The following is a 23485-nucleotide window of genomic DNA, read 5'->3' on the forward strand; positions in this document are numbered from 1 at the left end:
GTACCCGGCTACGCCTTACAGCTGCGTCAGTTTTTGCAGCATCTGGTCGGTCGTCGATACCGCTTTACTGTTGATTTCGTACGCGCGCTGCACCTGAATCATGTTGACCAACTCTTCCGCCACGTTGACGTTAGAGGTTTCGACATAGCCCTGATACAGCAAACCCGCACCGTTCAGACCCGGCGTGGTGTCGTTTGGCGCCCCGGATGCCTGGGTTTCGATGTACAGGTTTTCACCAATACTCTCGAGCCCGGTGTCGTTCATAAAGGTCGACAGGTTCAGTTGCCCCACCTGCACCGGGTTAGCCTGCCCCTGCTGGGTCACGCTGACAATACCGTCACGGCCGATGGTGATGCTGATGGCGTTCGCCGGAATGGTGATCGCTGGCTGCACCTGATAGCCGCTGGCGGTCACCAGTTGACCATTCTGGTCAACCTGGAATGAACCGTCACGGGTATAGGCCGAGGAGCCGTCCGGCAGCAGGATCTGGAAGAATCCGTCGCCTTTGATCGCCACGTCTTTACTGTTATTGGTTTGCGACAGGTTACCCTGGCTGTGCAGACGTTCGGTCGCCACGGGACGCACCCCGGTACCGATCTGCAGGCCTGACGGCAGCGTCGTTTGTTCGGATGACTGTGCACCCGGCTGGCGAACGGTTTGATAGAGCAAGTCTTCAAATACCGCGCGCTGGCGCTTAAAACCATTAGTACTGACGTTCGCCAGGTTGTTGGCGATAACGTCCATATTGGTTTGCTGCGCGTCGAGACCGGTTTTCGCGATCCATAATGAACTGATCATAGTTTTCCTTAGCTCATTGACAGCAACTGGTTAGCTTTCTGCGTGTTTTCATCCACGCTGCTGATAACCTTCATCTGCATTTCAAAGCGGCGCGAGCTGGCAATCATGTCCGCCATTGCCGCCACGGGTTTTACGTTGCTGCCTTCCAGCACGCCGGACTGCAGGCGCAGCGTTGGGTCAGCCTGTAAGGTTGGCCCACGCGTCGCCACCGCCGACGGCGTGAGGTGGAACAGTCCATCATCGCCGCGCGCCACTTCCGTTGCCGTGGCTTTGACGACCTTCAGCTTACCGACCGGGGAAACCGTGTTTGGCGGGTCCCCCGGCGTCAGTGCGGAAATGGTGCCGTCTGAAGCGATAGTTACCTGCGAACCTTCCGGCACGCTCAGCGGCCCAGTCTCACCGATCACCGGGTTGCCCTGAATCGTGAGCTGCCCGGTGGAGCTGACCTGGATATTGCCGTTACGGGTGTAGCCTTCGCTCCCGTCCGCCGACTGCACAGCCAGCCATCCGTCTTGCTGAATCGCCACGTCCAGCGGACGCGCGGTGTAGTCCAACTGGCCTGGGGTCATATCCGCGCCCGGCGTGGTGGCAGCCACCAGAGTACGCGTCTCAACGGACGGCCCCACGACCGGCACCGCACGCATGGCGGTGAGCTGGGCACGAAAGCCCGGCGTTGATGTATTGGCAAGGTTGCTCGCCGTGACCGCCTGCTGCTGCATGGTCTGGCTGGCCGCACCCATTGCCGTATATATCGCGTGATCCATGAGGTCACCCTATTAGACGATTAACGCAGGTTAACCAGCGTGTTGAGGATCTGATCCTGGGTTTTGATGGTCTGGGCGTTCGACTGATAGTTACGCTGCGCCACGATCATATTCACCAGCTCTTTACTCAGGTCGACGTTGGAAGCTTCCAGCGCGCCGTTGGTCAGCGAGCCAAAGTTACCGGTCCCCGCCGTACCCAGCAGCGCGACGCCAGAAGACTGGGTCGCAGACCAGACGTTATCGCCTTCAGATTGCAGGCCGCCGGTGTTGGAGAAGTTAGCGAGCACAATCTGGCCCAGCAGCTGGCTTTGACGGTTGGAGTAGTTACCCACCACCGAGCCATCATCGTTGACCTGATAGCTCACCAGGCTGCCCGGCGCATAGCCGTTCTGCGTGGTGGCCACCACATCGCTGGAGCCGGTGTTTTGCTGCATGGAGTTAAGGAAGCTGAGGTTGAAGGTTCCTGCCGTTGAGCCATTCAGTGAGGCAACCTGAATAGCGATTTCAGGAGTCCCGTTCGCCGTTGCGCTAAGATCCCAGGTTACCGGCGTGGTGGTGGTATTTGGGGTGTAATTTTTTACGGTATCCAGCGTCCCGTTATCGGTAAACGCCATCTGCGCCGCTTTCACCGGAGTGGCACCACTGACGCTGGTATCCTGCGTCCACACATCCCACTTATTCGCCGCCGTTTTCACGTAGTACACGTTCAGGTCGTGCGAGTTACCCAGGCTGTCATAAACGGTGACGGTACCTTTTTTGTTATAGGTATCCGGATCGCTTGGGTTGAACGTTACGGTTGACGGAATCGCCGCATCCGTTGAGTTCAGGTTCATCTGCATAGTGCCGGTGGTTGACGCTTTCGCTGACATCAGCGTGTTCGGAATCGACAGCGCCACCGGGTTTGCCCCCTGCTGGATGGTCGGCGGCGTGCCGCTTGCCGGGTAGCCCGTCAGGTTCAGCCCCTGAGAGTTCACCAGGTTGCGGTTCTCGTCGAGTGAGAACTGACCGTTACGGCTGTAGTACACCGCGCCGTTGGTATCGACCAGACGGAAGAAGCCGTTCTGGCTAATCGCCACGTCGAGCGCGCGGCCGGTACTGGTGGTGGTGCCGTCGGTAAAGTCCTGGGTGATCCCCGCAACTTTAACGCCCAGCCCGACTTTGGAACCCGCGAACATATCGGCAAATGAGGCCGACCCGGATTTAAACCCGTAGGTGGCGGAGTTGGCGATGTTGTTGCCGATAACATCGAGGTTGGTGGCAGCCGCGTTTAAACCGCTGACCGCTTGTGAAAAGGCCATAACGTCTCTCCTGAAATTGTTAAAGGCTTAGATAATCTGGCGAACCTGGTCCATCGTGGTGGTGCCGTAGGTTCCCAAATCCAGTTTGTTGCCGTCTTTGCCCAAGGTAACGCCCTGTACCAGCGCAAACTGCAGCGGTTGAACCACCAACTGCGTGGTGCCCTGGCTGGCTGCAAAGCTGATGTTGTAAGCACCGTCCGGTGCCGCCGTACCATCGTCCAGCTTGCCGTCCCAGGTAAAGGTATGAACGCCCGCGGTCTGTGCGCCCATATTTAATGTCCGGATCACTTTGCCGTTCCCATCGGTGATGGTCGCGGTGACCTTATCGGCCGCCTGCGTCAGCTCAATGCCGAATGGCGTGGTGTCCACGCTCTCGTTTTCGCTGCCCGCACTTTTCCCCGCCAGAATGGTGCTGCCGGGGATCATCACGCCATGGCCGACCAGCGAACTGGCCTGCAACGACTGGCTGCTGTCAATCTGTCCGGAGATGGAACCGAGCGTGGTATTGAGTTTCTCAATACCGCTCAGGGTGCTGATCTGCGCCAGCTGTGAGGTTAATTCGTTGTTTTGCAGCGGGTTGGTCGGGTCCTGGTTTTTCAGCTGAGCCACCAGCAGCGTCAGAAAGCTGCTCTGCAGATCGGATGAACTGTTGGTCCCGGTGCTGCTCAGCGCCGAAGAGGCGGAGCTGCTGCTGGAGGTATCATTAATATTGGATACGACAGACATCGGTTATCTCCCTTATTGTCCAAGCGTCAACGTTTTCAGCATCATGCTTTTGACGGTGTTCAGTACTTCGACGTTGGCCTGATAGCTGCGCGATGCCGACATGGTGTTCACCATCTCGCCAACCACGTCCACGTTAGGCATGCGGACATACCCTTTGGCATCCGCCAGCGGGTTACCCGGCTGATAGACCAGCTTGTCCGGCTCCTGACTTTCCACCACGTCGGCCACCTTTACGCCGCCGGTCGCTGCGCCCATCGGCGCATCCACCTGGAAAACCACCTGCTTGGCGCGATACGGCTGACCATCCGGCCCGGCGACGCTGTCGGCGTTGGCGAGGTTACTGGCCGCGACGTTGAGGCGTTTGGACTGCGCCGTCAGCGCCGATCCAGCGACGTCGAAGATATTGAGTAATGCCATGGATTAGTTCCCCTGCAGGACACTCATCATGCCCTTGATTTGTCCGCCCAGAACCGTAAGGCCGGTCTGGTACTGGAGGCTGTTATCGGCGAACTGCGTGCGCTCCCGGTCCATATCGACGGTGTTGCCATCCATCGCTGGCTGATCGGGAATGCGGTACAGCAGATCGGTCTCTGGCGTAGAGAGCGTCTGGGCGGGAATATGACGTTCGGAGGTGAGCGTCAGCGATACGCCGCTGCTTTCCGGCCGCCCGCGCGCCATCACTTTTTTGAGTTCACTGGCAAAATCAATATCGCGCGCCTGAAACCCGGGGGTATCCGCGTTCGCGATATTGGCCGCCAGAATTTCCTGACGTTCGGCGCGCAGGTTGAGCGCTTCTTGCTGAAAACGTAAGGCGGCGTCGAGTTTGTCGAGCATGTCTCCTCCGCTAATGACAAAGTTTCAGCCGACAGCTTAAATCCCCTTACGCGCGCGTCATCGCCGGAATAAACGCAATATGCGTCGCTATTTATTGCGTTGATGTCGCGACAAGATGGGTAAAATGCATGCATTCTTTACTCACTGGAGCGTTCCATGCGTCAGCTCATTGCCCCTCTCACCGCTGCGGCACTGGTCTTTAGCCCATTGGCTCTGGCAGCCGATCTCCAGGCACAGCTCACCGATTTTTTCACTCAGCGTCTGGCCGGCTTTAGCAATGAGGTCAACGTGAAGCTGCGCAACACGCAAAACCTTCAGCTCGCCTGCGAGCAACCCGCGCTGAGTACGCCGGGCAATTCGCGGCTGTGGGGAAATCTGACGGTGGTGGCACAGTGTGGGAACGCGAAACAGTATTTACAGGTCAACGTGCAGGCGATTGGCGACTATGTGGTTGCCGCCGCGCCTATTGTGCGCGGTACGCCCATTGCGGCACAGAACGTTACGCTAAAGCGCGGGAGACTCGATCAGTTGCCGCCGCGTACCATGCTCAATCTCTCACAGGCGCAGGATGCTGTGAGCCTGCGTGATGTCGCCATCGGCCAGCCGCTACAGCTGTCGATGGTGCGCCAGTCGTGGCGCGTTAAGGCCGGACAGAAGGTGATGGTGATTGCCCAGGGTGAAGGTTTTAGTATTAACGGTGAAGGTCAGGCATTGAACAACGCCGCCGTCACGCAGAACGCGCGGGTGCGAATGCCGTCAGGTCAGGTTGTGAGCGGTCAGGTCGATACTGATGGGAATATTCTGATTAATCTATAAACGTTATAAAGAATATGTGTCGCTTGCCGATAGATAATTAACATTTAAGAGAGTCGGCGCCTGCGCCATACAAGAGCCTCAATGAGGAAAGAACCATGAGCATCGATCGTACATCTTCTCTGAAAGCGGTGACCAGCGTCCAGCAACGCGAAACCCCTGAGACCAGCGCCCCGAAAGTGCGTGCGGAAAAAACGGCGACGGCGACCAGCGCCAGCGTCACATTAAGTAACGCTCAGACGGCGTTAACCCGTTCCTCTGCCGGCGATATTAATATGGCGCGCGTTGAAGAGTTGAAAACGGCTATTCGCAACGGCGAGTTAAAAATGGACACCGGCAAAATTGCCGACGCGCTGATCCAGGACACACAAGATTATCTGCAGAGTAAATAAGAGATGAGCGGTTTGTCAGCCATACTGGACCAAATGACCAGCATCCTGAACTCGCTGAAAGCGGTGATGGATGCTGAACAATTGCAGCTCTCCGCAGGTAGCGTAAACGGCCTGCAGCTTGCCAGCATCACCGAAGAGAAAAGCTCTCTGCTGGCAACGTTAGACTATCTGGAGAAGCAGCGCCGCGTCGAACAAGACGCCCAGCGTGAAACGCGCGACGCATATAGCGACCGCTGGCAGGTGATAACCGAAACCACGCAGCAACTGCGTCGTCTTAATCAGCATAACGGCTGGCTGCTGGAAGGACAGATCCTGCGTAACCAGCAGGCGATTGATGTGCTGAAGCCATTCCAGGAAACCGGGCTTTACGGCAAGGATGGTCAAGCCGCGGGTGCCCCGGTGGCGCGCAGCGCGAAGAAATATTCCGTCTGAATTGCGGCGGGGCCACAGAATGTGCCCCGCGCAGTGCCTTTCTATTACGCCGTCCGGCGTGCAAACTCTTTAATCTTAAAGCCCAGAATCGCCAGCGTGGCGAAATAGGCCACGATCCCGGCCACCACCACGCCCACCAGGCGCAGCAGACGGTAAGGCATCGTGCCCTGCGACCATTCAGGCATGACGTGCATCAAGCCGAGCAGCGCCGCCGACATCACCAGCACCGAAATGACCAGACGGACTAAAAACGCGGTCCAGCCCGGCTGTGGCGTAAAGATTTTCTGCTTGCGCAACTGCCAGTAGAGCAGCGCGGCGTTCAGACAGGCCGCCAGACCAATCGACAGCGACAGCCCTGCGTGCTTCAGCGGGCCGATAAACGCCAGGTTCATCACCTGCGTCATAATCAGCGTGACGATAGCGATTTTGACCGGCGTTTTGATGTCCTGACGCGAGTAAAAACCCGGAGCCAGGACTTTAACGATAATCAGTCCCATCAAGCCCACAGAATAGGCCACCAGCGCACGCTGGGTCATGGCGGCATCAAAGGCGGTGAATTTACCGTACTGGAACAGCGCCACGGTCAGTGGTTTCGCCAGAATGCCCAGCGCCACGGCGCTCGGCAGCGCCAGCAGGAAGCACAGGCGCAGACCCCAGTCCATCAGACGGCAATACTCATCATGGTTGCCGCTGGCAAAGCTTTTCGACAGCGATGGCAGCAGGATAGTCCCCAGCGCCACGCCCAGCACGCCGGACGGAAACTCCATCAGACGGTCAGCATAGTACATCCAGGAGACGGAGCCGGAGGCAAGGAAAGAGGCGAAAACGGTATTGATGATAAGCGAAATCTGGCTTACGGAGACGCCCAGGATCGCCGGCCCCATCTGTTTCACCACACGTACCGCGCCGGCATCTTTAAAGTTGATGCGCGGCAGCACCAGCATGCCGATTTTTTTCAGGTGCGGCAACTGATAGGCCAGCTGCAACACGCCGCCGACGGTCACCGCCCACGCCAACGCCAGAACCGGCGGGTGGAAGTGCGGCGCGGCGAACAGCGCAAAGCCAATCATACTGACGTTGAGGAACGTCGGCGCAAACGCCGGTACGGAGAAGCGGTTCCAGGTGTTGAGGATTGCCCCGACCAGCGAGGCCAGCGAAATCAGCAGAATATAAGGGAAGGTGATGCGCAGCAGTTGGGTCGTCAGCGCAAATTTATCCGCCGTGTCAGCAAAGCCCGGTGCGGTGATGGTGATCACCCACGGTGCCGCCAGCATGCCCAACACGGTGACCAGCGCCAGCGCCAGCGTCAGCAGACCCGAGACGTAAGAGACAAACACCCGCGTCGCGTCTTCGCCCTGCTTGCTTTTGTATTCAGCCAGAATCGGTACGAACGCCTGCGAGAAAGCGCCTTCGGCAAAGATACGGCGCAGCAGGTTTGGTAGCTTAAAGGCCACAAAAAAGGCATCGGTCGCCATTCCGGCGCCAAACACCCTCGCCACGATCGCGTCACGCGCAAATCCCAGTACCCGCGAAAACATAGTCATCGAGCTGACGGCAGCCAGCGATTTTAATAGATTCATTAACTTGTGATTCCACAACCCGGATCAAAGCGCCCGATGGATGAGCGCTAAAAAAGTGGCGTTAGTCTACCGGGTTCGGAGTGAATTGCTACTGCCAGATGTTACAGCTGGTTAGTGTCGGATCACTCTGGAGAGTCGTAGGCCGGATAAGCGAAGCGCCATCCGGCATTATTCAGCACATCGCCGGATGGCGCTTCGCTTATCCGGCCTACAGGGCGGTGTTATCTACTCGCGGATCGCCTCTCGCCACAATCCTTCCACAATTCGCTGCGCCGCGATCGCCTGTTCCCCTGCTGTCTCCGGAACCGTCTGATTCTGCACGCACTGAATAAAATGATGTGCACAGCCGGTAAACCCGCGCTGCTCAAGCGTCGTCTGCCAGCCAGGAATCGGCCGGGTCACAATGCCGGACCCGCGCTCTTCGCGCCACTCGCGCATATCCGACACCTCAAACAGCCCGCCGTCGGCCACCGCCTGCACCCACTCGCGCTGGCTGCCTGCCCGGCGGTGCATGCTGGTGGTAATTTGCAGCCCCGGCTGGCTGAAATGGTGCTCGGCATAAAACATATGCCCTTCATCAGTAGTTTGCAGTACCCCATCGCGCAGCGTCGCTTTTCCGTCCGCCAGCCACAGTGCGGTATCAACCACGTGCAGATAATCATCGAGCAGCGTAAAGCGCAGGTCGTGCGGACCAACGCTGTCGGCGCGATGTTTATCCATCCGTAACGACGACATCTCTCCGGCGCGTTTTTTCAGCTCGCGGTAAAGCGGTGCAAAGCGGCGATTGAAGCCGACCATCAGCGTCAGGTTTTTCCGCGCTGCCAGCGCCACTAACCGCTCCGCGTCGTCAAGCTTATCGGCCAGCGGTTTATCCACGCAGACGTGGACGCCAGCATTCAGCAGCTCACTCACCACCGCGTAGTGTGAGGCCGTCGAGCTGTGCACGAAGACCGCATCGCACTGGGCGGCTAATACGCTCAGTGAGTCGGCATAAGGCAGGCGATAGGTTTCGCACACCTTTAGCGCTTTCTCTTTACCCGGTGACCACGCAGCCTGCAGCGTCCAGTCCGTGGCGGCGCTTAATACCGGCAGCCAGGCTTTCTGCGCAATACCGCCGAGCCCCACCACACCAATGCGAATCTTCGCCATACGAATTACTCCCCGAGGTGCGCCAGCAGTGAATCCAGACGCTGTTTAAGTTCGGCAACTTCCCCTTCAAGCATCTCGACGCGGGCCAGCAGGCTATCGTCTGCTGCTGGCGCATCGCTCTGAGCCGCCACCGCCTGAAGATCGACCTCACCGCTGAACAGGTGCATATAGCGACTTTCCCGTTTTCCCGGTTCACGCGGCAGACGCACTACAAACGGGCCATCTTCGCGGTTCGCCAGACGTTCCAGCGTATTTTCCACTTCCGCCATATCAGCAAATTCATGCATGCGCTGCGCACGACCGCGCAGCTCGCCAGGCGTCTGGGCTCCGCGCAGCAAGAGCGTGGTGACCAGCGCCACTTCCGCCGTCGACAGCTTCAGATCGCCAAATTCAGAGTTGCAAAAACGCTGCTCATACTTGGTGACGCGGTTACCAAAACCGCTCACCGTGCGCAGGTAGTGGCGCTTCACCAGCGTATCCAGCTGGTCCTGCACTTCCGCTTCGCTGAGCGTCATAACCGGCTCACGGTTGGTTTTTTGATTACAGGCCGTGACCACGCCGTTTATCGATAGCGGATATTGCTCCGGCGTCGTGACCTGCTTTTCCAGCAAGCAACCAATGACGCGGGCTTCCAGCGGGCTCAGTTGATATTTCATTCGGGTCTCCTTATCGACCTGCAGTCCATTGTGGGGTGGTCAACGCAGTCAGCACGTGATCGCGCCATTCGCCGTCAATCAGTAAATAGTCTTTCGCGTAGCCTTCTTTTTCAAAGCCCAGTCGCGCCAACAGGTCACCGCTGCGCTTATTATGCGGCATGTAGTTGGCCATAATGCGGTGAATATGTTGAGTGCGCTGCATATAGCGAATCGCGCTGGTCAGCGCTTCATACATCATCCCCTGCCCCTGCCATTTCTGGCCGATGGAGTAGCCGAGATAGCAGGCATGAAACGAGCCGCGCACCACGTTGGAAAAGTTCGCCACGCCGATGATCTCTTTCTCTTCCGGGTCGAGCAGCGCGAAATAAAACGCGGTTCCCTGCTTATGAAACTCATTAATCATCGATAGCCGCGCCTGCCAGCCGGACGGATAGCAGTGGCTGTCATCTCGGATGGGTTCCCAGGGTTTTAAAAACTGCCGATTCTCGGCGTAATAATCCGCCAGACGCCAGGCGTCCCGGTCGTGAATCAGACGCACCACCAGCCGGTCGGTGGTCAACCGAACTTTCGGCACATTACTGCGATAGCCAAACATCTCACTACTCCTGTACCCAACGTATACCCTGGTCGTCTCACTCTACCTGCCCACGGCGGTCAATGAAAACAACAATCTGTCATGATGCATTGTGATAAAAAAGCCCTATCGCTGGCAATACATGAAAAAGTGAGATAGTCCGGCAAAATGAAGATGTTACCGCGATCCTCTCTTTATCACGAGTCGTGACATTACGCGCCCTCATGCATAAAGACGAACGGTGCGAAATCAATGCCATTAAGAGACAAATAAATTAATCTTGGGTTTGCGAAAATTCGCATCCCAAATACTCAGGCGACCGGTTCATTACGCCGACGGTTATTCTCTCTGTTTTTTCTATTAAGGTGCCATGATGGGCGAAATTAGCGTCACCAAACTGTTAGTAATTGTCGTTCTTGTTGTGCTGTTATTCGGTACCAAAAAACTTGCCTCTTTGGGCTCCGATTTTGGTGCGGCGCTGAAAGGGTTTAAAAAAGCGATGAACGATGACAATCATGCTGAAAATGATGCCGATTTTCTCAATGAGAAAACCACACAGGGGAATGCTGAGGCCACTGACGCCAAACAAAAACGGGCCTGAGATTACACCGCATAAAGGCCGCTCAATGAAGCTACAGGTAAAGGTTCCGTCGTAAAATCCGCCCACGGTGTGGCCTCCAGCGCCTACGCCACGGCACTTTCAGCATTTTCCGCTGTCAGAGTTCTACTAACAGGGTATGCTGCTTTATGTCAGGATGCACCGAACGCTTTACCTTGAGGAACCTCATGAAAAAATTGTTTGTTATTGCCGCACTGATCGTCAGCGGCCTGGTGGTTGGCTGTAATCAACTCACGCAATATTCCGTTAGCGAGCAGGAGATTAACCAGGCGTTACAGAAGCGGAATAATTTCTCGAAAGATATTGGAGTGCCCGGCGTCGCCGATGCCCATATCGTCCTGAGCAACCTCTCCAGCGCGATTGGTCGCGAAGAGCCGAATAAAGTCACGCTGAGCGGCGATGCCAAGTTGGATATGAACTCCCTCTTCGGCAGCCAGAAAGCGAATATTGCCCTGACGCTGAAAGCACTGCCGGTGTTCAATAAAGAACAAGGCGCCATCTATCTTCAGGAAATGGAGATCCAGGATGCGAAAGTAACGCCGGAGAAAATGCAGACGGTGGTACAGACGCTGATCCCTTACCTCAACCAGTCGTTGCGCACCTACTTCAACAAACAGCCGGCCTACGTGCTGAAAGAAGATGCTAGCCAGGGTGAAGCATTGGCGAAGAAATTCGCCAAGGGCATTGAGGTTAAACCTGGCGAAATTATTATCCCGTTCACGGACTAATTTCCCATCACACATCATTAAGTACCTCTCCCCGCTGGGGAGAGGCCGCACGCCAGCCCTCTTTGCAAACAATTTTTACGGAAAAGGATGCAAAGGAAAACGTTTACGCTTATCCTTAGTGCCCGGCAAAAAATGACTGATATCCCACCAGCCGGAGCCTCAAATGACCGCATTACCGCAAGTTCTGAAAATTCGCCGCCCAGACGACTGGCATATCCATCTTCGTGATGGCGAGATGCTGAAAACGGTTGTCCCGTATACCAGTGAGCTGTATGGCCGCGCAATTATCATGCCGAACCTGGTTCCGCCAATTACCACCGTGGATGCGGCTATCGCCTACCGCCAGCGCATCCTTGACGCTGTGCCAGCCGGGCACAACTTCACGCCGCTGATGACCTGCTACCTGACCGACACCCTCGACCCGAACGAGCTGGAGCGCGGTTTTAACGAAGGCGTATTCACCGCAGCAAAACTGTACCCAGCGAATGCCACCACCAACTCCAGTCACGGCGTGACCAGCACCGATGCGATTATGCCGGTGCTTGAGCGCATGGAAAAACTGGGGATGCCGCTGCTGGTGCACGGCGAAGTGACCCATGCCGAGATTGATATCTTTGACCGCGAAGCGCGCTTTATCGACACCGTGATGGAGCCTTTGCGTAAACGTCTGCCGGGCCTGAAGGTGGTCTTCGAGCACATCACCACCAAAGATGCAGCAGAGTACGTGCGTGACGGCAATGAACTGATTGCCGCCACCATTACGCCTCAGCACCTGATGTTCAACCGCAACCACATGCTGGTTGGCGGCGTGCGCCCGCACCTCTACTGCCTGCCAATCCTTAAGCGTAATATCCATCAGCAGGCGCTGCGTGAACTGGTTGCCAGCGGCTTTACCCGCGCCTTCCTCGGTACCGACTCCGCACCGCACGCCCGTCACCGTAAAGAGGCTAGCTGCGGCTGCGCAGGCTGCTTCAACGCTCCAACAGCGCTGGGAAGCTACGCTACCGTATTTGAAGAGATGAACGCGCTGGAGCACTTCGAAGCTTTCTGCTCGCTGAACGGCCCGCGCTTCTATGGCCTGCCGGTGAACGACGATGTTGTCGAGCTGGTGCGTGAAGAGAGCCAGGTTGCCGAAACCATCGCGCTCAGCGACGATACGCTGGTGCCGTTCCTGGCCGGCGAAACGCTGCGCTGGACGGTGAAAAAATAATTTCGTGCCCCCTGTTGTAAAAAGTCCAAGGTAACTGTATAAATATACAGTATATTACACAGGGGGCAATTATGCGTATTGAAGTTACCGTTGCAAAAACAACTGCACTGCCTGCAGGCGCACTAGACGCGCTGGCAGACGAACTTTCCCGCCGTATTAACGACCAATTCCCGGACAGCGGAGGCACCGTCAGCGTGCGCTACGCGGCCAACAACAACCTCTCCGTCATCGGCGGCATTAAAGAAGATAAAGACCGCATCAGCGAGATCCTCCAGGAGACCTGGGAGAGCGCGGACGACTGGTTCATCACCGATTAATATTTGCTCCCTCATTGTGTTTTTGCCGGGTCGCCCCGGCTTTTTTTCGTTCTTTTCTGCTTGTTATTTCCTCATTTATCCCCATTTTTTAGATTAGCCGCAAAAACAATGAGCAATATGGTTGTTTATTGCGCAAACGACCGGTCTATTCAGGAATTTATGTTGCTTTTGATTTCAATTCTCGAGTATTTATTGAATTGTTGTATACTGATAAAGCTTCACAAAAAATTGCATTGAACCTCGAGAGTTGTTGCCTTTTAACACATGAAGAAGGGGTTATGATGGAAAAGAATAATGAAGTCATCCAGACCCATCCCCTCGTCGGATGGGACATCAGCACCGTTGATAGCTACGATGCCATGATGCTGCGCCTGCACTACCAAGACCCCAATCAATCGAGCAATAAAGAAGCTGAAGTTGGCCAGACCCTATGGCTAACCACCGATGTCGCACGTCAGTTTATTTCCATACTGGAAGCCGGGATTGCCAAGATTGAGTCTGGCGATTACCAGGTCAATGAGTATCGCAGGCATTAACGCTGATACTTTCGTCGTATTAACGACCAACAGGCACCTACGGGTGCCTTAATTATTTTCACCCTTGTATAACAACTATCGGTTAATTACTCTACCAGACTCTGGCTTCGCGCTTTATCATCGTGTCGGGAATCACTATGGAATACGATCTTATTATTATTGGCAGCGGCTCCGTTGGCGCTGCGGCAGGTTATTACGCCCGTAAAGCGGGTTTAAATGTACTGATGACCGATGCCCATATGCCACCTCACCAGCAAGGAAGCCATCACGGCGATACCCGTCTGATGCGCCACGCCTATGGTGAAGGTGAGAAATACGTCCCGCTGGTCCTTCGCGCCCAGGCACTATGGGACGAGCTTGCCGCAACCAGCGGCGAAGCGCTGTTTGAACAAAGCGGCGTCGTTAACCTTGGTCCCGCTGACTCCACCTTCCTGAATACCGTCGCTCAGAGCGCCGAACAGTTTGCCCTGCCGGTTGAACACCTTGATGCGGCGGCGATAATGACCCGTTGGCCCGAAATTCACGTGCCTGCAGACTACCGCGCTATCTTTGAGCCTGGTTCAGGGGTATTGAAAAGCGAACTGGCGGTGAAAACGCTGATTGCAATGGCGAAAGAGGCCGGCTGCGCGCAGCTTTTCAACTGCCCGGTTACTGCTATTCATAGTGACGCGAACGGCGTGACCATTGAGACGTCCGAGGGAAGCTGGCGCGGCAAAAAGCTGCTGCTGACGGCGGGAACCTGGACCAAACAACTCTATCCTGACCTGCCTATCCAGCCGGTGCGCAAAGTATTTGCCTGGTTCCAGGCCGACGGTCGCTACAGCCGCAAAAACAACTTCCCGGCGTTTACCGGTGAGCTGCCGAATGGCGACCAGTTCTACGGTTTCCCGGCGGTGGAGAATGAGCTGAAAATAGGTAAACACAACGGCGGCCAGGTCATCAACAGCCCGGAAGAACGTAAAGCATTTGGCAGCGTCGCCACCGACGGGTCCGAAGCATTCAGCTTCCTGCGGCAGATCCTGCCGGGCATCGGCGGCTGCCTGTACGGTGCAGCCTGTACCTATGACAACACGCCGGATGAAGATTTTATTATCGACACCCTACCCGGCCAGCCCGATGTGCTGTTTATCGGTGGCCTGAGCGGTCACGGCTTTAAGTTCGCCACCGTGCTGGGGGAAATTGCCGCGCAGTTCGCGCAGCATAAAACCCCGGAGTATGATTTATCGCCGTTTGCGCTGTCCCGCTTTAACAGCTGAATCAACGTCATCTAACAATCTGCCACATGGTGCCGGATGGCGCTTTGCTTATCCGGCCTACAAAATAAAACGGCCCCGAGTCACCGGGGCCGTTAAATCGAGAATGCTATGCGTCGCCTGTTTTACTTTCTGCTCAACAACGTCCGCGAACACCTGATGCTGTATCTGATGCTCTGGCTGCTGTTAGCGCTGCTCGACATTGCCTGGCTCTACTTCAATTAATCGTTCTGGGTCTGCGGGTCCGGAATACCTAAACGGGTATTCAGGCGACCGCGCGATTTATTAAAGATCTTATTGCCGTTTTCACGCCCGGCGCGACGCAGACGCTGCTCCTCTTCAGGAAGCTTGTGCTCTTCCTGGCAACTTTCGCTACAGCAGCCTTCGTATTTCTCTGCACAGGTCGGGCACTGAATAAACAGCAGATGGCAGCCATCGTTCAGGCAGTTAGTATGGCTGTCGCACGGCGTACCGCACTGATGACAGTGGGCAATGATATCGTCGGAAATCCGCTCGCCCATGCGTTCATCAAAGACGAAATTCTTACCGACAAAGCGTACCGGTAACCCCTGTTCGCGAGCGCGACGGGCGTACTCAATGATACCGCCTTCGATATGCCAGACCTGATTAAAGCCGTTGTGCTTCATCCAGGCACTGGCTTTTTCACAGCGAATGCCGCCGGTGCAGTACATGACAATTTTCTTGTCTTTATGCTCCTGCATCATCTCAACCGCTTTCGGCAACTGTTCGCGGAAAGTGTCGGCCGGGATCTCCATCGCCTGCTCAAAATGCCCTACTTCGTACTCGTAGTGGTTACGCATATCGATAAACAGTGCGTCGGGGTCATCAAGCATGGCGTTCACTTCCGCCGCTTTCAGGTATTCACCCACGTTGCTGGCATCAAACGTCGGATCGTCAATTCCATCGGCCACAATACGCTCACGAACCTTCATGCGCAGCACCCAGAACGATTTCCCGTCATCATCAAGCGCAATGTTCAGACGCAGACCTTTCAGTGCCGGGTCAAAGCGGTTCAGGCAGTCACGCAGCGCCTCAACCTGGCTCTCCGGTACGCTAATCTGCGCGTTAATCCCCTCGCGAGCCAGGTAAACGCGACCAAAGACATTTAGCGCGGAAAGCGCGACGTACAGCGCATCACGAGTGGCTTTTGGATCAACAATGGTGAAGTATTTATAGAATGAGATTGTGGTGCGTGGCTCTGTTTCTGCCAGCATCTTCGCTTTCAGCGTCTCATTCGAAATGCGGTTATGTAACACTGGCATGGTGTTCTTATCCTGCAAAATAGAATGGATGGGAATAATCGGGGCGCATGATATAGCAATCATCGTTAATTTACATCCCCACATTTTGCGCTACATTCTCTTCATCATTACTAATGCTCTGCAAAATAGTTGTATGAATAGACAACAGTCGTGACGCGGTCGTTTTGGCTGACGGAAAAATAGTGCGACAATAGAGCCAGTTGCTCGGAATAACAGGAAAGACATGACTCAGTTACCTAAATTCACCACTGCGTTGCTGCACCCTCGCTACTGGCCGTCCTGGCTGGGTGTCGGCGTGCTCTGGTTAGTTGTTCAACTGCCGTATCCGGTTATTTATCGCCTCGGGAACGCTATCGGCCGTCTGGCCCTGCTGCTGCTGAAGCGTCGTGCCAAAATTGCATACCGCAATCTTGAGCTCTGCTTCCCGGAAATGAGCGAAGCCGAACGTCATCAGATGGTGGTTAAGAATTTTGAGTCGGTAGGGATGGGCGTGATGGAGACCGGGATCGCCTGGTTCTGGCCGACTAAACGCGTCAACCGCTGGATGGATGCCAGCGGCCTTGAGCATATCCGCGCCGTGCAGGATTCCGGTCGCGGCGTTTTGCTGATCGGTATTCACTTCCTGACGCTGGAAATGGGCGCCCGTATGTTCGGTATTCATAACCCTGGGATTGGCGTCTACCGGCCCAACGATAATCCGGTCATCGACTGGCTGCAAACCTGGGGCCGCATGCGGTCAAACAAAGATATGATTGACCGTAAAGACCTGAAAGGCATGGTACGCGCACTGAAAAACGGCGAAATTATCTGGTATGCGCCAGACCACGACTACGGCCCGCGCGCCAGCGTCTTCGCGCCGCTGTTCGCCGTGAAGGATGCCGCCACCACTTCCGGCACCTGGATGCTGGCAAAAATGTCAAAAGCGTGCGTGGTTCCCTTTGTGCCGCGCCGTAAACCGAACGGCAAAGGCTACGAACTGATTATCCTCGAACCGGAATGCGACCCGCCGCTGGAGAATGCCGAAGCCACCGCCGCGTGGATGAACACCATCGTCGAAAAATGCATCATGATGGCCCCAGAGCAATACATGTGGCTGCATCGGCGCTTTAAAACGCGCCCGGAAGGGGCACCTTCCCTCTACTAACGTTTTCACGCGCAGCTCCGGCTGCGCGTTTTTGTTTTAGCTTTAAAAGCGGACCACATTGCAGTGATATGAACACAGGAGCATAATTAGCAGGCTTATAAATACACTCTCTTTTTGGCGACATTTCGCCTGCGGAACCCTATGCAACCCTCAGATGCCCCCATTAACTGGAAGCGTAACCTCGCTGTCGTTTGGCTCGGCTGTTTTTTAACCGGCGCTGCATTCAGCCTGGTCATGCCTTTCCTGCCGCTTTACGTTGAAGCGCTCGGCGTTACCGGCCACAGCTCGCTGAATATGTGGTCCGGCCTGGTCTTCAGTATCACCTTCCTGTTCTCAGCCATCGCGTCACCGCTATGGGGCGGCCTGGCCGACCGCAAAGGGCGCAAAATCATGCTGCTGCGCTCGGCGCTGGGTATGGCTATCGTCATGCTGTTAATGGGGATGGCGCAGAATATCTGGCAGTTTCTGATTCTGCGCGCACTGCTGGGGCTGCTGGGGGGCTTTATTCCTAACGCCAATGCGTTGATTGCCACCCAAATCCCGCGCCACAAAAGCGGTTGGGCACTGGGCACGCTGTCGACTGGTGCCGTGAGTGGCGCACTGCTGGGGCCGCTGGCAGGCGGTTTTCTTGCCGATAACTACGGCCTGCGCCCGGTGTTCTTTATGACCGCCGCGGTGCTGTTTGTCTGCTTCGTAATGACGCTGTTCTTCATCCGCGAGCAGTTCACGCCGGTTTCGAAGAAAGAGATGCTGCACGTCAAAGAGGTATTTGGCTCGCTGAAAAACCGTGAACTGGTGCTGAGCCTGTTCGTGACCACGCTGATTATCCAGGTTGCCACCGGCTCTATCGCCCCTATTCTGACGCTCTATGTACGCGATCTCGCGGGGAATATCAGCAATATTGCCTTTGTCAGCGGCATGATAGCCTCGGTACCCGGCGTGGCGGCGCTAATTTGCGCGCCGCGTTTAGGTAAGCTCGGTGACCGTATTGGCCCGGAAAAAATTCTTATCGTGGCGCTGGTGGTCTCCGTGCTGCTGCTGATCCCGATGTCGTTTGTGCAAAACCCGCTGCAGCTGGGTATCCTGCGCTTCCTGCTCGGTGCCGCCGACGGCGCGCTGCTGCCTGCGGTGCAAACGCTGCTGGTCTATAACTCCAGCAACCAGATTGCCGGGCGCATTTTCAGCTATAACCAGTCGTTCCGCGATATTGGTAACGTCACCGGGCCGCTGATTGGCGCGGCGGTGTCGGCCAACTACGGCTTCCGCGCGGTCTTCTGCGTAACCGCCGCCGTAGTATTGTTCAACGCCATTTATACCGGTTTTAGCCTGCGTCGCAGCCCCGTTCCTTCCCGTTCTTAAACACATCGTCCGGCGGTTTGCGTTAAATCAAATCACCGGACGTGTACAACTCAAAAGTTCAGCTATTATTTCCCTGAATACCTCATCACATTGCAGGGAGTTGAGATGACTTTATACGCCACACTCGAAGAAGCTATTGATGCGGCACGTGAAACGTTCCTCGCCGATAACCCCGGACTTGAGGAAGATGAAGCGGACGTAGAGCAGTTCAATATGCAAAAGTACGTTCTACAGGATGGTGACATCATGTGGCAGGCCGAGTTCTTCGCCGAAGAGGATGAAGAAGGCGAGTGCGTGCCGATGCTCAGCGGTGAGGCCGCACAAAGCGTGTTTGACGGTGATTTTGACGAGATCGAACTGCGTCAGGAATGGCTGGAAGAAAATACGCTACACGAGTGGGATGAAGGTGAATATCAGCTTGAGCCCTCGCAGGATACCGAAGAGGGCCAGACCGCCGCCGATGAATGGGACGAGCGTTAATTATTCGTAAGGACCATGGCTCGCGTCAATCGGCAGCAGCAGCGTGTCGAAGACCAGCGAAAACGGCAGGTCGAGAATGGTGACGTAGCGCCAGGCAGAGTCGCGCAGATCCCACTTCACGCCCGAATAGTACTGATTCCCGTGGCCCTGGCCCGGGATCGTCCGGCTGATAATGCTACCGCACCCGGTGAGCATTATCGCCATGGCGGCCACCAGTATTATTCTAATCACGTCATTTCCCCTCATTAAACAGACAAAAAAATACCGGCTTGATGGCCGGTATTTCCTTACGGCAAATATTTGTGCTGGGGTTTCCCCGGTGTCGGGGCTTTGCACCTCGTCCGGGCTACAGGTTACGTAGCCCGGCCAAGCGAAGCGCCGCCGGGGAAGCACCGCACTATTTGGCTTTCAGCGCCAGCGGATTCAGCTGCAGCTTATCGTACTCAGCCACCCACGAAGAGTATTTCTCCGGAGCGGCCCACACGCGGTAGTGCAGACGCGACAGCGTTACCGGGTCGCTCAACAGCACCAGACGACGATCGCGGTTCAGCTTGTCCGGCGTTTCGTTCAGCGCCTGCTCGACGTGACGATCGCGGGCAATCTCCAGCACGTGGCTCGCGCGGTGACGCGCGGTGGCCATTGCCGTTGCCAGGGCATTCAGCGATGGGTTAAATACCGCATGCATAAAGCCATCGTCCAGCACGCGTGCACGGTTCTGCTCCAGATACGTTTCGGTATCGGCCAGCACCTTCGGCGTGTTGTACTCTTCCGGGATCAGGAACAGCTTCCAGCGCTTGGTTCGCAGGCCGTTAGTCGAACGGCTGGAGACCACCGAAACGAACGGTGACAGGATCAGCGAGAAGACGATCGGCGCTAGCCAGAACAGGAAGCGCAGGTCGAGCCATGCCATACCGACTGCCCACACCAGACCCAGCAGCAGCTGAGAACCATGGCGCATAAAGGCTTCGCCCCATGGCGTGGAGTCATCGTCACGCTGCGGCGAGTTCCACACCACTTCCCAGCCCAGGAACGCGCTGACCACAAACACGGTGTGGAACAGCATGCGAACCGGTGCCAGCAGCACGGAGAACAGCACTTCCAGCAGCAGGGAGATCGTGACGCGGACAAAACCGCCGTACTCTTTCGACCCTTTGCACCACACCAGAATGATGCTCAGCAGCTTCGGCAGGAACAGCAGCACCATCGTCGAGGCGAACAGTGCAATCGCTAGCTCAGGACGCCACTGCGGCCAAACCGGGAACAGCTGACGCGGCTGCAGGAAGTACTGCGGCTCGGTCAGTGCGTGTACCACCTGCAGCGCGGTCGACAGGGCCAGGAACATAAACCACAGCGGTGCGGAGAGGTAGGACATGACGCCGGTCAGGAACACCGCACGGTGAACAGGGTGCATCCCTTTCACCAGGAACAGGCGGAAGTTCATCAGGTTCCCCTGACACCAGCGACGGTCACGCTTCAGTTCATCCAGCAGGTTCGGCGGCAGCTCTTCATAAGAGCCCGGCAGGTCGTAGGCAATCCAGACGCCCCACCCTGCACGACGCATCAGCGCCGCTTCCACGAAGTCATGCGACAGGATCGAACCGGCAAAGTTACCTTCGCCCGGCAGCGGTGCCAGCGCACAGTGCTCAATAAACGGCTTCACGCGGATAATGGCGTTGTGACCCCAGTAGTGGGATTCACCCAGTTGCCAGAAGTGCAGCCCCGCGGTGAACAGCGGACCGTAAACGCGCGTCGCAAACTGCTGGCAGCGAGCATACAGCGTGTCCATCCCGGAAGCACGTGGGGAAGACTGAATGATACCCGCGTTCGGGTTTGCTTCCATCAGACGCACCAGGTTGGTCAGGCAGTCGCCGGACATCACGGAGTCGGCATCCAGTACCACCATATAGCTGTACTGATTACCCCAACGACGGCAGAAGTCATCGATGTTACCGCTTTTACGCTTCATACGACGACGACGACGACGGTAGAAGATCTGCCCTTCGCCCTGCACCTCGGCAATCAGCTCCATCCAGGCTTTTTGCTCTGCGACGCAGATATCCGGGTTGTAGCTGTCGCTCAGGATGTAGACGTCAAAGTGCTTCTGCTGGCCGGTGGCTTTCACCGACTCCCAGGTCGCACGCAGACCGGCGAACACGCGGGACACGTCTTCATTACAGATAGGCATAATCAGCGCCGTCCGGTGCTCCGGATTTAGCGGCTCATCGCCGACCGTCGAGGCCGAAATGCTGTACTTGTCGCGTCCAATCAGCAGTTGCAGGAAGCCCATTAAGGCCGTCCAGAAACCGGCGGAGACCCAGCAGAAGAGCACGGCAAACAGAATCAGGATCCCAGTTTGCAGCAGGTACGGCAACAGCTGCATAAAGGAGACCCACAGGTTCTGCCCCACCATATCCGCCGGGTTGATCAGCGCCCAGCCCTGATACGGCAGAATGGTCTTCATGTACCAGGTTGCCACCACGGTCTGCGCAATCGTCAGAATCAGCAGGGTATAGCGGCGAAGCGAGCCCACCATACGCCATTTCTGCTCGCGTTCCTGCTCTTCTTTCGTTAGACGAGACAGGTAGCGCGGCGTGACGTCGCGGCCACGAAGACGATCCCAGAAGCGGCCTACCGGGTTGGTACGCCATGGGTCCGGGAACATTGATGAGCGCGTCGCCTTAGGCATGGCCTGCAGCTGAGTGCGCCCTTCGTCGTCTTTGATGAGCTGATCGCCGCCCAGAGAATCTGGCCAGCTCTCTTCCAGACGCGCCTTAACCGAGGCCAGCGGCGTGTCATCATCACGGGCAAACGCCTGGTGCTCGTCATCCAGCGCTTCGTGCACGGCACGGAGCGAACTGTTCGGGAGCGCCGCTTTTTCTGCATCCGTAAGCGACAATGCGTCGATATACTTCGTTGTGTTATTCATTTGCAGGCAGCTGATAGCTCCAGGTTTCGCTCAGCGTCTGGTCAGCGTTGACCAGCGCAGCGCGCATTTCAGTGGTTTTCTTCGGATCTTTCACCTTCACGCGCAGCATCAAACGCCACCCTTTCGTTACCGGGTTGTAACGAACGCTGTTTTCGACGATTTCACCGTTGTCGCCAATGCTGGTTTGCGCCGTAACTGGCGTATCCTGCGGCATTTTGCGCATATCAGCGCCGGTAAAATCAACCACGAAGGCCAGCGTGCCGTCCGGCTGACGAATCAGGTTGGACTGTTTCACATCACCGGTGGAGCGGCGGGTCTGCATCACGTACGCGTTATCGGTCGGGTGCAGTTTGTCTTCGTCACGGGTAAAGGTGATGGTGTACTTGTAGTTCATCTCTTTACCAGCATCCGGCAGTTTGTCCGGCGTCCAGTAAGCGACGATGTTATCGTTGGTTTCGTCGTTGGTTGGAATTTCAACCAGCTCAACGGTACCTTTACCCCAGTCACCTTTCGGCGTAATCCACGCGCTTGGGCGCAGATCGTAGCGGTCATCCAGATCTTCAAAGTGGGAGAACTGGCGGCCACGCTGCAGCAGACCAAAGCCCTGCGGGTTTTCGGTCGCGAAGCTGCTGACAGCAAGGTGCTTAGGATTGTTCAGCGGACGCCAGATCCACTCGTCGTTACCGGCGTGGATAGACAGACCGTTGGAGTCATGCAGTTCTGGACGATAGTTAGTCGTCGCAGAAGGCTGGTTTGGCCCAAACAGGAACATACTGGTCAATGGCGCCACGCCCAGTTTACCCACTTTATCGCGCAGGTAAATTTTGGTCTGAACATCAACAACGGTATCGCGGCCAGGCATAATAACAAAGCGGTATGCCCCGGTCGCACGTGGAGAATCCAGCAGCGCGTAGATAGTCAGACGTTTATCAGTCGCTTTTGGACGCTCAATCCAGTATTCACGGAAGCGAGGGAACTCTTCACCGGACGGCAATGCGGTATCGATAGCCAGACCACGAGCGGACAGACCATAAACCTGCCCCTGACCCAGAACACGGAAATAGCTGGCACCCAGCATGCTGACGATTTCGTCGTTTTTATCTTTGCTGTTAATTGGGTACAGCACTTTAAAACCAGCAAAACCCAGATCCTTCACGGTGTCTTTGTCATGCTGAACGTCACCAAACGTGAAGTAATCCGGGCTGTACTTAATTTTACGCACGGAAGTCGCCGTGACTTCGTTAATGGTCACCGGCGTGTCGAAGTACATACCCTGATGGTAGAACTCGAGTTTGAATGGGGTCTTTATCTTATTCCAGTACGCCTTATCGTGGTTAAACTGGATTTGCTGGTAGTCCGCATATTTCATATCGCGGAAGACGGAAGGCAGGTTGCTTTTTGGTGCTTCATAGCTCTTATCAGCCAGCGATTTAGCCTGCTTTGCAACGTCATCAATAGTGAATGCCCATGCAGATGAAGTACACAGGGACAACATTACGGCTGCGCCTAACCAGCGCAGTTTCATCATCTGTGGTTTATGTTTCATATAACTAAGCACTTCCCCCTTTGTGTGCTTAAATCGATCCGATCCATTTTACTGGAAATTCAAGCAAT

General features: G+C 55.9%; 27 protein-coding genes. 13 read left to right on the plus strand and 14 right to left on the minus strand.

From position 1 onward, the window contains the following. Positions 1–15: 15 nt before the first annotated feature. The 6 genes from flgG to flgB are packed head-to-tail and all read right to left on the minus strand — an operon-like array spanning position 16 to position 4420. Positions 16–798: a flagellar basal-body rod protein FlgG gene (flgG, locus tag ACLGE8_RS14385; RefSeq protein WP_035894201.1), complete on the minus strand. Its 783-nt coding sequence runs from the start codon at positions 796–798 to the stop codon at positions 16–18. Positions 799–806: 8 nt separating this feature from the next. Then, the gene (locus ACLGE8_RS14390) at positions 807–1562 is read right to left on the minus strand and encodes a flagellar basal body rod protein FlgF (protein WP_185666425.1); all 756 of its coding nucleotides are present in this window, start codon (positions 1560–1562) and stop codon (positions 807–809) included. 20 nt (positions 1563–1582) lie between these two features. After that, on the minus strand, positions 1583–2860 hold the full coding sequence (flgE, locus tag ACLGE8_RS14395) for a flagellar hook protein FlgE (RefSeq protein ID WP_410999422.1): 1278 nt from the start codon (positions 2858–2860) through the stop codon (positions 1583–1585). Between the two features lie 27 nt (positions 2861–2887). Then, on the minus strand, positions 2888–3586 hold the full coding sequence (gene flgD / locus ACLGE8_RS14400) for a flagellar hook assembly protein FlgD (protein WP_185666427.1): 699 nt from the start codon (positions 3584–3586) through the stop codon (positions 2888–2890). A 12-nt stretch (positions 3587–3598) separates the two neighbouring features. Then, positions 3599–4003 carry a flagellar basal body rod protein FlgC gene (gene flgC, locus ACLGE8_RS14405; RefSeq protein WP_163448115.1) on the minus strand — a complete coding sequence of 135 codons (405 nt, stop codon included), beginning with the start codon at positions 4001–4003 and terminating at the stop codon, positions 3599–3601. Between the two features lie 3 nt (positions 4004–4006). Further along, positions 4007–4420: a flagellar basal body rod protein FlgB gene (flgB, locus tag ACLGE8_RS14410; RefSeq protein WP_185666428.1), complete on the minus strand. Its 414-nt coding sequence runs from the start codon at positions 4418–4420 to the stop codon at positions 4007–4009. Between the two features lie 156 nt (positions 4421–4576). On the opposite strand from flgB, the gene flgA reads away from it, so the two are divergent. The 3 genes from flgA (at position 4577) to flgN (ending at position 6057) form a co-directional block, all read left to right on the plus strand. Continuing rightward, positions 4577–5236: a flagellar basal body P-ring formation chaperone FlgA gene (gene flgA, locus ACLGE8_RS14415; RefSeq protein WP_410999425.1), complete on the plus strand. Its 660-nt coding sequence runs from the start codon at positions 4577–4579 to the stop codon at positions 5234–5236. 95 nt (positions 5237–5331) lie between these two features. Further along, positions 5332–5625 (plus strand): flagellar biosynthesis anti-sigma factor FlgM, encoded by a 294-nt coding sequence (gene flgM / locus ACLGE8_RS14420; protein WP_035896484.1) that lies wholly within the window; start codon positions 5332–5334, stop codon positions 5623–5625. A 3-nt stretch (positions 5626–5628) separates the two neighbouring features. Next, complete coding sequence (gene flgN, locus ACLGE8_RS14425) at positions 5629–6057, plus strand: flagella biosynthesis chaperone FlgN (protein WP_410999427.1); 429 nt, start codon at positions 5629–5631, stop codon at positions 6055–6057. A 44-nt stretch (positions 6058–6101) separates the two neighbouring features. Here the strand turns inward: flgN and murJ are convergent, their stop codons facing one another. From murJ to rimJ, 4 genes are all read right to left on the minus strand, one after another. After that, positions 6102–7637, minus strand: coding sequence for a murein biosynthesis integral membrane protein MurJ (gene murJ / locus ACLGE8_RS14430; protein ID WP_410999429.1), 1536 nt, complete (start codon positions 7635–7637; stop codon positions 6102–6104). A gap of 225 nt (positions 7638–7862) precedes the next feature. Beyond that, positions 7863–8777 (minus strand): Gfo/Idh/MocA family protein, encoded by a 915-nt coding sequence (locus ACLGE8_RS14435; protein ID WP_410999564.1) that lies wholly within the window; start codon positions 8775–8777, stop codon positions 7863–7865. Positions 8778–8791: 14 nt separating this feature from the next. Beyond that, positions 8792–9442 (minus strand): YceH family protein, encoded by a 651-nt coding sequence (locus ACLGE8_RS14440; RefSeq protein ID WP_410999431.1) that lies wholly within the window; start codon positions 9440–9442, stop codon positions 8792–8794. A gap of 10 nt (positions 9443–9452) precedes the next feature. After that, positions 9453–10037, minus strand: coding sequence for a ribosomal protein S5-alanine N-acetyltransferase (gene rimJ / locus ACLGE8_RS14445; RefSeq protein ID WP_035896479.1), 585 nt, complete (start codon positions 10035–10037; stop codon positions 9453–9455). Positions 10038–10389: 352 nt separating this feature from the next. Between rimJ and tatA the strand changes: the two genes are divergently transcribed. The 7 genes from tatA (at position 10390) to ACLGE8_RS14480 (ending at position 14904) form a co-directional block, all read left to right on the plus strand. Continuing rightward, the gene (gene tatA / locus ACLGE8_RS14450; RefSeq protein ID WP_410999566.1) at positions 10390–10617 is read left to right on the plus strand and encodes a Sec-independent protein translocase subunit TatA; all 228 of its coding nucleotides are present in this window, start codon (positions 10390–10392) and stop codon (positions 10615–10617) included. Positions 10618–10802: 185 nt separating this feature from the next. After that, entirely contained in the window at positions 10803–11363 is a 561-nt protein-coding gene (locus ACLGE8_RS14455; protein ID WP_035896888.1) for a lipoprotein, read from the plus strand. A gap of 163 nt (positions 11364–11526) precedes the next feature. Beyond that, entirely contained in the window at positions 11527–12573 is a 1047-nt protein-coding gene (pyrC, locus tag ACLGE8_RS14460) for a dihydroorotase (protein WP_410999433.1), read from the plus strand. Positions 12574–12644: 71 nt separating this feature from the next. Continuing rightward, a complete protein-coding gene (dinI, locus tag ACLGE8_RS14465; protein WP_270501927.1) occupies positions 12645–12890 on the plus strand; it encodes a DNA damage-inducible protein I in 246 nt (81 codons plus the stop codon). Positions 12891–13171: 281 nt separating this feature from the next. After that, positions 13172–13426, plus strand: coding sequence for a biofilm formation regulator BssS (gene bssS / locus ACLGE8_RS14470; protein WP_035896892.1), 255 nt, complete (start codon positions 13172–13174; stop codon positions 13424–13426). Positions 13427–13563: 137 nt separating this feature from the next. Next, positions 13564–14682 carry an N-methyl-L-tryptophan oxidase gene (gene solA, locus ACLGE8_RS14475; RefSeq protein WP_410999435.1) on the plus strand — a complete coding sequence of 373 codons (1119 nt, stop codon included), beginning with the start codon at positions 13564–13566 and terminating at the stop codon, positions 14680–14682. Between the two features lie 108 nt (positions 14683–14790). Further along, positions 14791–14904, plus strand: a complete 114-nt coding sequence (locus ACLGE8_RS14480) for a DUF2770 family protein (protein ID WP_185666435.1) — start codon at positions 14791–14793, stop codon at positions 14902–14904. Here the strand turns inward: ACLGE8_RS14480 and ACLGE8_RS14485 are convergent. Beyond that, the gene (locus tag ACLGE8_RS14485; RefSeq protein WP_410999437.1) at positions 14901–15962 is read right to left on the minus strand and encodes a rhodanese-related sulfurtransferase; all 1062 of its coding nucleotides are present in this window, start codon (positions 15960–15962) and stop codon (positions 14901–14903) included. The genes ACLGE8_RS14480 and ACLGE8_RS14485 overlap by 4 nt on opposite strands. A gap of 223 nt (positions 15963–16185) precedes the next feature. Between ACLGE8_RS14485 and ACLGE8_RS14490 the strand changes: the two genes are divergently transcribed. The 3 genes from ACLGE8_RS14490 (at position 16186) to ACLGE8_RS14500 (ending at position 18945) form a co-directional block, all read left to right on the plus strand. Continuing rightward, positions 16186–17106: a Kdo(2)-lipid IV(A) acyltransferase gene (locus ACLGE8_RS14490; RefSeq protein ID WP_410999439.1), complete on the plus strand. Its 921-nt coding sequence runs from the start codon at positions 16186–16188 to the stop codon at positions 17104–17106. A gap of 141 nt (positions 17107–17247) precedes the next feature. After that, a complete protein-coding gene (gene mdtG, locus ACLGE8_RS14495; protein ID WP_410999441.1) occupies positions 17248–18465 on the plus strand; it encodes a multidrug efflux MFS transporter MdtG in 1218 nt (405 codons plus the stop codon). 105 nt (positions 18466–18570) lie between these two features. Continuing rightward, a complete protein-coding gene (locus ACLGE8_RS14500) occupies positions 18571–18945 on the plus strand; it encodes a MysB family protein (RefSeq protein ID WP_333498598.1) in 375 nt (124 codons plus the stop codon). On the opposite strand, the gene ACLGE8_RS14505 is transcribed toward ACLGE8_RS14500, so the two are convergent. The 3 genes from ACLGE8_RS14505 to mdoG form a co-directional block, all read right to left on the minus strand. Next, the gene (locus tag ACLGE8_RS14505; protein WP_410999568.1) at positions 18946–19173 is read right to left on the minus strand and encodes a YceK/YidQ family lipoprotein; all 228 of its coding nucleotides are present in this window, start codon (positions 19171–19173) and stop codon (positions 18946–18948) included. It abuts the gene before it with no gap. 169 nt (positions 19174–19342) lie between these two features. After that, entirely contained in the window at positions 19343–21871 is a 2529-nt protein-coding gene (gene mdoH / locus ACLGE8_RS14510) for a glucans biosynthesis glucosyltransferase MdoH (protein ID WP_410999443.1), read from the minus strand. Next, positions 21864–23417, minus strand: coding sequence for a glucans biosynthesis protein MdoG (mdoG, locus tag ACLGE8_RS14515; RefSeq protein WP_410999445.1), 1554 nt, complete (start codon positions 23415–23417; stop codon positions 21864–21866). The genes mdoH and mdoG overlap by 8 nt, the downstream gene beginning before the upstream one ends. Positions 23418–23485: the final 68 nt, after the last annotated feature.

The organism is Kluyvera sp. 142486 (assembly GCF_046569695.1).
Lineage (GTDB): Bacteria > Pseudomonadota > Gammaproteobacteria > Enterobacterales > Enterobacteriaceae > Kluyvera.

Excerpts from the sequence above, each read along its gene's own strand:
- murJ (WP_410999429.1), bottom strand. The coding sequence starts at position 7,637 with ATGAATCTATTAAAATCGCTGGCTGCCGTCAGCTCGATGACTATGTTT.
- flgG (WP_035894201.1), bottom strand. The coding sequence starts at position 798 with ATGATCAGTTCATTATGGATCGCGAAAACCGGTCTCGACGCGCAGCAA.
- tatA (WP_410999566.1), top strand. The coding sequence starts at position 10,390 with ATGGGCGAAATTAGCGTCACCAAACTGTTAGTAATTGTCGTTCTTGTT.
- flgM (WP_035896484.1), top strand. The coding sequence starts at position 5,332 with ATGAGCATCGATCGTACATCTTCTCTGAAAGCGGTGACCAGCGTCCAG.
- ACLGE8_RS14390 (WP_185666425.1), bottom strand. The coding sequence starts at position 1,562 with ATGGATCACGCGATATATACGGCAATGGGTGCGGCCAGCCAGACCATG.
- ACLGE8_RS14485 (WP_410999437.1), bottom strand. The coding sequence starts at position 15,962 with ATGCCAGTGTTACATAACCGCATTTCGAATGAGACGCTGAAAGCGAAG.
- flgA (WP_410999425.1), top strand. The coding sequence starts at position 4,577 with ATGCGTCAGCTCATTGCCCCTCTCACCGCTGCGGCACTGGTCTTTAGC.
- bssS (WP_035896892.1), top strand. The coding sequence starts at position 13,172 with ATGGAAAAGAATAATGAAGTCATCCAGACCCATCCCCTCGTCGGATGG.
- ACLGE8_RS14480 (WP_185666435.1), top strand. The coding sequence starts at position 14,791 with ATGCGTCGCCTGTTTTACTTTCTGCTCAACAACGTCCGCGAACACCTG.
- mdtG (WP_410999441.1), top strand. The coding sequence starts at position 17,248 with ATGCAACCCTCAGATGCCCCCATTAACTGGAAGCGTAACCTCGCTGTC.
- flgC (WP_163448115.1), bottom strand. The coding sequence starts at position 4,003 with ATGGCATTACTCAATATCTTCGACGTCGCTGGATCGGCGCTGACGGCG.
- dinI (WP_270501927.1), top strand. The coding sequence starts at position 12,645 with ATGCGTATTGAAGTTACCGTTGCAAAAACAACTGCACTGCCTGCAGGC.
- pyrC (WP_410999433.1), top strand. The coding sequence starts at position 11,527 with ATGACCGCATTACCGCAAGTTCTGAAAATTCGCCGCCCAGACGACTGG.
- ACLGE8_RS14500 (WP_333498598.1), top strand. The coding sequence starts at position 18,571 with ATGACTTTATACGCCACACTCGAAGAAGCTATTGATGCGGCACGTGAA.
- flgE (WP_410999422.1), bottom strand. The coding sequence starts at position 2,860 with ATGGCCTTTTCACAAGCGGTCAGCGGTTTAAACGCGGCTGCCACCAAC.
- mdoH (WP_410999443.1), bottom strand. The coding sequence starts at position 21,871 with ATGAATAACACAACGAAGTATATCGACGCATTGTCGCTTACGGATGCA.
- flgN (WP_410999427.1), top strand. The coding sequence starts at position 5,629 with ATGAGCGGTTTGTCAGCCATACTGGACCAAATGACCAGCATCCTGAAC.
- mdoG (WP_410999445.1), bottom strand. The coding sequence starts at position 23,417 with ATGAAACATAAACCACAGATGATGAAACTGCGCTGGTTAGGCGCAGCC.
- flgD (WP_185666427.1), bottom strand. The coding sequence starts at position 3,586 with ATGTCTGTCGTATCCAATATTAATGATACCTCCAGCAGCAGCTCCGCC.
- ACLGE8_RS14490 (WP_410999439.1), top strand. The coding sequence starts at position 16,186 with ATGACTCAGTTACCTAAATTCACCACTGCGTTGCTGCACCCTCGCTAC.
- ACLGE8_RS14440 (WP_410999431.1), bottom strand. The coding sequence starts at position 9,442 with ATGAAATATCAACTGAGCCCGCTGGAAGCCCGCGTCATTGGTTGCTTG.
- ACLGE8_RS14455 (WP_035896888.1), top strand. The coding sequence starts at position 10,803 with ATGAAAAAATTGTTTGTTATTGCCGCACTGATCGTCAGCGGCCTGGTG.
- solA (WP_410999435.1), top strand. The coding sequence starts at position 13,564 with ATGGAATACGATCTTATTATTATTGGCAGCGGCTCCGTTGGCGCTGCG.
- rimJ (WP_035896479.1), bottom strand. The coding sequence starts at position 10,037 with ATGTTTGGCTATCGCAGTAATGTGCCGAAAGTTCGGTTGACCACCGAC.
- flgB (WP_185666428.1), bottom strand. The coding sequence starts at position 4,420 with ATGCTCGACAAACTCGACGCCGCCTTACGTTTTCAGCAAGAAGCGCTC.